8 protein-coding genes and 1 pseudogene are annotated in these 8,397 nt (G+C 50.9%); 5 read left to right on the forward strand and 4 right to left on the reverse strand.

Annotation, left to right across the window (positions count from 1 at the left end):
• Positions 1-8 precede the first annotated feature (8 nt).
• A pseudogene (locus QZ279_RS05150) lies at positions 9-1,245 on the forward strand (MFS transporter).
• 60 nt (positions 1,246-1,305) lie between these two features.
• Entirely contained in the window at positions 1,306-3,027 is a 1,722-nt protein-coding gene (metG, locus tag QZ279_RS05155; protein ID WP_293448844.1) for a methionine--tRNA ligase, read from the forward strand.
• Positions 3,028-3,114: 87 nt separating this feature from the next.
• Here metG and QZ279_RS05160 read toward each other — a convergent pair whose 3' ends face one another.
• Positions 3,115-3,591, reverse strand: coding sequence for an Lrp/AsnC family transcriptional regulator (locus tag QZ279_RS05160; RefSeq protein ID WP_293448847.1), 477 nt, complete (start codon positions 3,589-3,591; stop codon positions 3,115-3,117).
• Between the two features lie 86 nt (positions 3,592-3,677).
• Here QZ279_RS05160 and rocF point away from each other — a divergent pair, with 86 nt between their 5' ends.
• The 3 genes from rocF to QZ279_RS05175 all read left to right on the forward strand — a co-directional run bounded on the left by rocF (position 3,678) and on the right by QZ279_RS05175 (position 6,360).
• Positions 3,678-4,607, forward strand: coding sequence for an arginase (gene rocF, locus QZ279_RS05165; RefSeq protein WP_293448888.1), 930 nt, complete (start codon positions 3,678-3,680; stop codon positions 4,605-4,607).
• A gap of 47 nt (positions 4,608-4,654) precedes the next feature.
• On the forward strand, positions 4,655-5,731 hold the full coding sequence (locus QZ279_RS05170) for an ornithine cyclodeaminase (protein WP_293448871.1): 1,077 nt from the start codon (positions 4,655-4,657) through the stop codon (positions 5,729-5,731).
• A 95-nt stretch (positions 5,732-5,826) separates the two neighbouring features.
• Positions 5,827-6,360, forward strand: a complete 534-nt coding sequence (locus tag QZ279_RS05175) for a CIA30 family protein (protein ID WP_293448874.1) — start codon at positions 5,827-5,829, stop codon at positions 6,358-6,360.
• A 35-nt stretch (positions 6,361-6,395) separates the two neighbouring features.
• Here the strand turns inward: QZ279_RS05175 and QZ279_RS05180 are convergent, their stop codons facing one another.
• From QZ279_RS05180 to QZ279_RS05190, 3 genes are read right to left on the reverse strand one after another with little or no spacing between them, the layout of a single operon-like run.
• Positions 6,396-6,527 carry a hypothetical protein gene (locus QZ279_RS05180; RefSeq protein WP_293448877.1) on the reverse strand — a complete coding sequence of 44 codons (132 nt, stop codon included), beginning with the start codon at positions 6,525-6,527 and terminating at the stop codon, positions 6,396-6,398.
• Positions 6,505-7,461 carry a hypothetical protein gene (locus QZ279_RS05185; RefSeq protein WP_293448880.1) on the reverse strand — a complete coding sequence of 319 codons (957 nt, stop codon included), beginning with the start codon at positions 7,459-7,461 and terminating at the stop codon, positions 6,505-6,507. The genes QZ279_RS05180 and QZ279_RS05185 overlap by 23 nt, the downstream gene beginning before the upstream one ends.
• Before the next feature lie 5 nt (positions 7,462-7,466).
• Positions 7,467-8,126, reverse strand: a complete 660-nt coding sequence (locus QZ279_RS05190) for an ImmA/IrrE family metallo-endopeptidase (RefSeq protein ID WP_293448883.1) — start codon at positions 8,124-8,126, stop codon at positions 7,467-7,469.
• Positions 8,127-8,397: the final 271 nt, after the last annotated feature.

Below are 8,397 nucleotides of genomic sequence, written 5' to 3' on the forward strand. Positions count from 1 at the left end.
GCCATATTATGCGGATGCTGATTTCATTTGCGGCCCTCTTTTTGTCAGTGGCTTTGTTGCAGTTGTCCTAGGGTGGGGTCGGCCCGCTAGATGCACTCTCTGGAATTGCCCTAGGGTTCACTACGGCGCAAATTGGACTGCTTGGGTCTGCCCATTTTTTTGGTTTCTTTATTGGATGTTGGTGGGCTCCGCGCTTGATGGGGTCTGTCGGGCATAGCCGCGCGTTCGCTGCGTTCACTTCGGCAGGCGCGATCGGTCTTTTGGCGCATATGTTGATTATTGACCCCTACGCTTGGGCCTTGATGCGCATCGCGTCGGGTTTGTGTGTTGCGGGATGCTACACGGTTATTGAGGCGTGGCTTCAGTCCAAAGTGACAAACGAGACGCGAGGGCGCACTATGGGTGTCTACCGGATCGCTGATATGGGGGCGTCGTTTGTGGCGCAATTGATGATCGGCGTTCTCGAACCTGCATCCTATGTTTCTTATAACCTGTTGGCTTTGCTATGTTGCGCCGTGCTTTTGCCGATGACTTTGACGAAAGTCAGCCAGCCCAAGACGCCCTCTGCACCACGTTTGCGGCCTATGTTGGCGGTAGTGAGGTCGCCCCTTGGCGGCGGCTGGAGTCGTTGTTGCGGCGTTGTCGAGTGCGTCGTTTAGAATGGTTGGTCCCATCTACGGTCAAGAGGTCGGCCTGCGCACGGACCAGATCGCATACTTCCTTGCGGCATTCGTTTTGGGGGGCGCTTTGGCGCAGTATCCGATTGGTTGGTTGGCCGACAAATATGATCGCCGTTGGGTTTTGATCTGGCTGTCTGCTGCTGCGGTTGTCAGCTGCGTTATTACGACGTTTATCGCTGCGGGGGGAACTGTGATGATCATGGTTGGCGCTGTACTATTCGGTTTAACCACGTTTCCGATCTATTCGGTCGCGACGGCCCACGCGCATGATTTTGCATCTGATGATGAACGTGTCGAACTGACAGCGGCCCTGATGTTCTTCTTTGCGCTCGGGGCGATTGCGTCGCCTTTGCTGTCTTCAAACCTGATAAACTGGTATGGGCCTTCCGCCTTGTTCATCATGATAGCTGTTGGGCATATTGCCCTTGTGGTCTTTGGTCTGATCCGCATGCGTGCACGGGATACCGTTGAAGAACGCACGCCCTATATTTACGCGCCGCGCACCTCCTTTGTTGTGGGACGCCTTTTCAAACTGCAAAGAGGCAAGAAATTTAAGCCTAAATAAGTTTGAACTGGCCCTCAAGGGACGGTAAGGGTTGGGGAAACTCAATTTCGGAGCACTCGCATGGCGCGGCACCTGATCACCTCGGCTATCCCTTATATCAACGGTATCAAGCACCTTGGAAACTTAGTGGGTAGCCAGCTTCCTGCGGATCTGTTTGCACGTTTTCAGCGGGCGCGGGGCAATGAAGTCCTGTTCCTTTGTGCCACGGATGAACATGGAACGCCTGCGGAATTGGCGGCGGCCAAAGCGGGCAAGCCGGTGGATGAATACTGTGCGGAAATGTGGGCGGTACAGGCGGAGATTGCGAAGGGCTTTCGCATGTCGTTTGATCATTTCGGGCGTTCGTCGTCCGAGCAAAATCGCAAGCTCACACAGCATTTTGCGGCACGTCTTGCAGACCAAGGCTTGATCAAGGAAGTGACCGACCAGCAGGTTTATTCCATCACGGACGGTCGCTTTTTGCCAGATCGCTATATCGAGGGCACGTGCCCGAATTGCGGCTTTGACAGCGCGCGCGGGGATCAATGTGACAACTGCACAAAGCAGCTTGATCCTGTCGACCTGATAAATCCGTATTCAACGATTTCTGGGTCGACCGATCTAGAAGTGCGCGACACCAAGCATCTGTATCTACGCCAGAGCGAGATGAAAGATCAGCTGAACGAGTGGATTTCGTCGAAAACCGACTGGCCAATTCTGACAACCTCGATTGCGAAGAAATGGCTGAACGACGGCGATGGTTTGCAAGATCGCGGAATCACGCGGGATCTAAGCTGGGGTGTTCCTGTTAAGCGTGGCGACGAAGATTGGCCGGGCATGGAAGGGAAGGTCTTTTACGTTTGGTTCGACGCGCCGATTGAATACATCGCTTGCGCCAAGGAATGGGCGGATGCGAACGATAAACCAGATGCGGAGTGGGAGCGCTGGTGGCGTACCGATAAGGGAGCGGACGATGTGCGCTACACGCAGTTCATGGGCAAAGATAACGTTCCTTTCCATACGCTTAGCTTCCCAGTCACGATTTTAGGGTCAGGTGAGCCTTGGAAATTGGTCGACTATATTAAGGGCCTGAATTACCTGAATTACGATGGCGGGCAGTTTTCAACGTCGCGCGGGCGCGGTGTGTTCATGGATCAGGCTTTGGCGATCTTGCCAGCAGATTATTGGCGCTGGTGGCTGCTAAGTCATGCGCCTGAAAGCAACGATAGCGAATTCACTTGGGAGAATTTCCAAGCGTCCGTTAACAAAGACCTTGCGGATGTTCTGGGAAATTTTGTGTCACGGGTGACAAAATTCTGTCGTTCAAAATTTGGCGAATCCGTTCCAGACGGTGGCACATGGGGCGCACCAGAAGAGGCACTGATTGCAGAGCTCACGACCCGTATTCGTGCCTACGAGATGCATATGGATGCAATGGAAGTGCGCAAATCTGCGGCTGAGTTACGCGCTATTTGGGCGGCTGGAAACGAATATTTGCAAGTGACTGCACCTTGGTCTACGTTCAAAACGGACCCCGATCAAGCCGCTGCGCAAATCCGCATGGCGCTTAATTTGATCCGTCTTTACAGCGTTTTGTCTGCTCCTTTCATTCCCGATGCATACGCGTCCCTAATGAGTGCGATGCAGACCAGTGATGATACTTGGCCCGATGATGTCACAGCCGCGCTTGGTGCGCTGTCCATTGGACATAACTTTACAGTTCCCGAGGTGACGTTCCGCAAAATTACCGATGATGAGCGCGCCGAATGGGAAACGCGATTTTCGGGCACACGAGACGAGTGATCAAAGCGGGCCATCGCCGTGTCGTGAAATGACGTGAATGCCCAAGTGGGAATAGATCTAACGCACGGTCTATTTCCATTTGTTTCCCTATTTAGCAGTGTTTAGCAAAATGCTGGTTTCACTATTCAAAATGCCAGCGATCTCACGCGTACGCCGGAGCAAACCATCAAATTCTGGCAAGTTCGAGGTTTCAATCTGGGCGACAAGGTCCCAAGCGCCATTGGTGCTGTGAAGGCTAACTATTTCAGGCATTTTCTTTAGCGTTTTGACAATTGAGGACGTCAGATTTCCTTGCACTTCGATTGTCATGACCGCTCGGATGAGGCCTGCACCTGCGGACGGGTCGATTTCAACCGTGAACCGTTGTATAACGTTTGTGCGTACAAGTCGTTCTAAACTGGTTTGTACCGTCGCGCGTGAAACACTTAGTCGTTGGGCCATTGTGGTTACCGACGCCCGCCCATCTTGTTTGAGAAGTGTAAGCAGTTTTCTGTCTGTGGGAGTTAAATCGTTCACGGACGCGTCTCTACCAACTTGCCTAAATGCATGTGCATAATGAAACATATTTAGATCAAAATATACAATTTTCTGTCTATGTGATCACTTTTTCATATGAAATACTCTCCTGAGATATTTAGGGGGAGGTATTCATCGTGTTAAATTGTACTTTGATCGGCGCGCCTGTTGACTGCGGCGCAAGTCAACTTGGCTGTGTTATGGGGCCTGATGCGTTTCGGACCGCTGGGTTGAAAGAAACGATTGAAACACTTGGATACGCGGTTCAAGATTCTGGAAATGTTACGCCAAAACCCTTCGAGGATACGCAACATCCTAATGGCGCTATCCACCATCTTAGTGACATCATAAGCTGGGCGACGGCCTTGGAAGAGGCGGCCTTTCAGGCAGCGAAATGTTCAGATTTGCCGATTTTCCTGGGTGGTGATCACGCCCTGTCTATTGGAACCGTCCCTGGTGTTGCGCGCCATGCAGCGGAAATAGGGCGCGAACAGTTTGTTTTGTGGCTCGATGCGCATCCTGATATCCATTCGCTGAACACAACCACCAGCGGAAACCTGCACGGAACGCCCGTTGCTTACTTTACGGGGCAAGATGGCTTTGAAGGTGTTTATCCACCTTTGCAGCATAGCATAGATCCAGCGAATGTTTGTATGATGGGCATCCGATCCGTTGATCCCGCAGAGAACCGGCATTTGATGCAATGCGGTATTGAAGTGCATGACATGCGTGCAATTGATGAACGCGGTGTTGCCGACCCGCTGCGACGTTTCCTGCAAAAAGTCAAAGATGCGAATGGTGTTTTGCACGTTAGTTTTGATGTCGATTTTCTTGAGCCAAACATCGCTCCAGCGGTTGGCACGACAGTGCCGGGCGGCGCAACATTTCGCGAAGCGCATCTGATCATGGAAATGCTTTGCGACAGTGAATTGGTGACATCGCTTGATCTGGTTGAACTTAATCCATTCCTCGACGAACGCGGACGTACGGCCAAGTTGATGGTTGATCTGTGCGCCAGCCTTCTGGGTCGCAAGGTATTGGATCGACCAACGCGCAGCTATTGATCGCGGCGTTCGACACAACAGAATTTTACGTGAAAAAGGGGCTTCAAATGCAACGTTCTACAAATCTTAACCCGTCCAAATTGGCGATGGTTCCCTTTGTCAGTGTCGATGACATGATGAAAATCGTGAATACGATCGGCGCGGCTAAGATAATTGCCGAAATCGCCGACTATATCGAGGCAGATTTCTTGCGTTGGGAAAAGTTCGACAAAACGCCACGTGTTGCGGCCCATTCCAAAGAGGGCGTGATCGAACTGATGCCGACAAGCGATGGGGAAACCTACGGGTTTAAGTATGTAAATGGACATCCCGCCAATATGGCGCGCGGGTTTCAAACGGTCAGCGCATTCGGTGTTCTGGCGCGGGTTGACAACGGGTATCCCGTTCTGTTTTCTGAAATGACCATCCTTACGGCGCTGCGCACTGCAGCCACATCGGCAGTTGTTGCAAAACATCTTGCGCCGAAGAAGTCGAAAACCATGGCCATGATCGGCAACGGGGCGCAATGCGAATTTCAGGCGCTTGCGTTCAAAGAAATCATCGGCATCGAAACTGTGCGTCTCTATGATATTGATCCGACTGCGACGCAAAAAGCGGTTCGAAATTTGGCGCAAAGCGGCCTTACGGTCATCGCGTGCGCGTCGGCCCAAGACGCGGTGACGGGCGCGGACATCATCACAACCTGCACGGCTGACAAACAATGCGCGACGATATTGACGGACAATATGATTGGCGCAGGCGTTCACATCAATGCAATTGGCGGCGATTGCCCCGGCAAAACTGAATTGCACAAAGACATTCTTTTGCGCTCGGATATCTTTGTCGAATACCCCCCGCAAACGCGTATTGAGGGTGAAATCCAGCAGTTAGACGAGGATCATCCCGTGACCAAACTTTGGGAAGTGATGGCGGGTCGCGCTGCGGGGCGCACATCGGATCGCCAAATAACGCTTTTTGATAGTGTTGGCTTTGCGACCGAAGACTTTTCTGCGCTGCGTTATATCCATGATCAACTGGAACGCACTGGGCATTTCGTCAAACTTGACCTTTTGGCCGATCCAGATGATCCACGCGACCTCTTTGGAATGGTTCAACGCGCTGCGGGGCCGTTGGCTGGGTCTTGAGACAGGCGCTGCCTAAGAGAGCGCGTTTGATTTTGGGCTGACACCGCTTGCTTCTTGCCCCGCGCGCTCCATGTTTTGACACAAGCAAGGAGCGAATGATGAGACTATGGGCATGTGCGATGATGATGGTTGTGGGCAGCGCGATGGCGGGGAGTGCGCAAGTGATTGAACGCTTTGATACCGGCGCGAACGAGCGCTGGCGCTATATCGGTGACAACGTGATGGGCGGCGTGTCGAGCGGCTCTGCGCAGATCGGCGCGGATGGGATGCACCTGACAGGGACGGTCAGCACGGATAACAACGGCGGCTTTATCCAAGTGCGTCGCGATTTTGCGGATGGTCTGGCGGCGGACGCGACGGCGCTGGTACTAAAGGTGCGCGGCAATGGGGCGCGCTACACCGTGTTCCTGCGCACCCGCCAAGCGATTTTGCCGTGGCACAATTATAAAGCGACGTTCGTTGCGGGGCAGGCGTGGTCCGAGGTGCGACTGGAGTTGTCCGGGTTCGAACGCTCTGCTGGTGTGTTGTCCAAGCAATTGGACCCCAGCGATGTGCGAAGTGTTGGATTGGCGGCCTATGGCGCGGATTATGAGGCGGATGTTTGGATTGGGGAATTGAGGGTTGAGTGAGGTTATGTCGGTTGTGCTTTTTTTCTAGCTCGCTCTTAACTTTCATCAGTCGTTGGTAAAAAATTTCTCGAGGTTTCTTCTGGCGTTTTAAGCGCTTTTGCATCTTTAGAGGTAGTTGAGTGAATGTCTTGCTCTAAGGATTCTTCATTTAGAATTTTTTTTGTCATACTCTCTTTTCCATTGCTGAGCATAGTGTTGATAGTGTTCAGGTGGTGGCTGATCTGGCTCGCCGTTGGACATTTTTAGAGAGGGCATTTCGATTTCGTGGTGCGTTATAAAGGCTTCCAAATAAGTTCGAAGTTTTGCGTCATCAGCGAAATGAGGTCGCTTAAGCAGCTCTGTTTCCAGCTGGCTAAGCTCTTTTTCGACTTGATGGCGTTGTGTATCTAAAGAAATGATCGGATATCGTTTTCCGTCCAAAACGCCTTTTAACGGTTGAGGTTCATGAAACCGAAACCTCCCAGTAAACTTTGTGACATCTGGATTGGTTTTTGCTTTTGAAAGCAAATATGCAAGGGCGGGAGAAATCGTGAATGTGTCGATGTTTGAATTCTTCGAAATACGAAAACCCCCATCAATTCCCTTTCCTAAGAAGTCGTATTTTCTGGGGTTTTCATCGACGTCTGCTTCTAACTGTTCAGAAGGTAAGTCGTTAATACCCGCAATCGGGTCAATCGTCGAATCTCCTCCGATACCGATACTACAATTTGGACTCGGAAATGCTGCAATCCAGCCGTTTCCTTTGGTGTCTAAATCCTCACCAAGGAATTTATCTGCAAACTCCATAAGCGTTTTAGAAAAAGCAGACACGTAAGCGCTGAGGTGAGAAATGCTATGTACTCTGTTAACAAAGAGTATTTCATCCCCGATAGTTTTCCAGAGTTTAGGGCAATTTTCAGCATCTGCGTTGTCCATTGAATCAATGTCATCACAAGAAAATGAGTAATTTTCAGAATATAATGCTAGGAAACTAGCATAGAACTTCTGAAACTCTTTAAGCCAGTCAAAGCTAGTATTTTTAGCCTTGAAAGCGGTTGACCCTGTCAGGTCAACTGAAAGAAATAGGCGTACTCTGTACTCGGGTATTTTTAGCTGGGACATTCAGATTAGAGCCGCGATTTCAACTTTAAGGTTTTGACACGGATTTCCGCAGCGGAATCGCTAACTCCACAAAGACGAGCCGCGTACGAAAGGCCTTTATTTTCATACGCATTGCTGAACGCTTGTCTGGGCATAAGAAAGCCAGCGGCAAACCAATTGGCTTTCCACTCTGCTTTTTGCTGCTTTTTATCGTTAGGGTCAACATTTCTTGTCGCGCGCATCACTGCTTCAGGGTTTGCGTTTTTGATTTTACCAAAATGAAGGAGCAAGTGCCCAAGCTCGTGAGCGATGGTGAACCGTTCTCGCTTCAGAGAGGTGTAGCATGATATATAAATTACGTAGTCATCAACCGCTCGTGCGATGATCGAACCACTATCAATGTCTCCGTGACCGCTCGAGCCTACAACAAGTTTGCCGCCGCTCCGCTCGATAAGTCCTTCGATGCTGTCACTAGGATTAAATTTGAGTCGTGTAGCCACATTCTCGGCGAACTTATCGACGGCTGTTTTTGATGCGCCGATAGCCATGGGGGCTTCATATTGCACAGTCACAAAAGTCTCCGTTTGCTCATTGCCCTTGGTATCTCTTCTTGTATCGAATATTTGCCGATGATAAATTGATGAACCGTGAAGATTGCAGTTTGTTCCCTTTTCGTTCAGACTCACTTGCGGTTTCCCAAAGCCAATCACACTTGCCTCGCGCCCGATTCCCCTCTATACGCGCGAACGTTGAGATGGTGGGAAACACCGCAAACGAATTGAGATGAGTAGGGCTGGGACATTCCGGCCCTCTTGTTGTTTGCGAATACCGGACCGACCAAACCGTAGTAAAAGACCGGCGGAGACAACCGCGCGGCCAGAAAACAACGTTAAAGGATAATGAACGCCACATGGCTAATCTAATGGACGAGTTTGAAGCACTCTTAACCGAAAGCTT

The organism is Planktotalea sp., assembly GCF_018607965.1.
Classification (GTDB): domain Bacteria; phylum Pseudomonadota; class Alphaproteobacteria; order Rhodobacterales; family Rhodobacteraceae; genus Planktotalea.

What these genes read in the sequence shown, in the direction of transcription:
- metG (WP_293448844.1), top strand. Translation starts at nt 1,306, where the DNA reads ATGGCGCGGCACCTGATCACCTCGGCTATCCCTTATATCAACGGTATC.
- QZ279_RS05160 (WP_293448847.1), bottom strand. Translation starts at nt 3,591, where the DNA reads ATGTTTCATTATGCACATGCATTTAGGCAAGTTGGTAGAGACGCGTCC.
- QZ279_RS05170 (WP_293448871.1), top strand. Translation starts at nt 4,655, where the DNA reads ATGCAACGTTCTACAAATCTTAACCCGTCCAAATTGGCGATGGTTCCC.
- QZ279_RS05175 (WP_293448874.1), top strand. Translation starts at nt 5,827, where the DNA reads ATGATGAGACTATGGGCATGTGCGATGATGATGGTTGTGGGCAGCGCG.
- QZ279_RS05180 (WP_293448877.1), bottom strand. Translation starts at nt 6,527, where the DNA reads ATGACAAAAAAAATTCTAAATGAAGAATCCTTAGAGCAAGACATTCAC.
- QZ279_RS05185 (WP_293448880.1), bottom strand. Translation starts at nt 7,461, where the DNA reads ATGTCCCAGCTAAAAATACCCGAGTACAGAGTACGCCTATTTCTTTCA.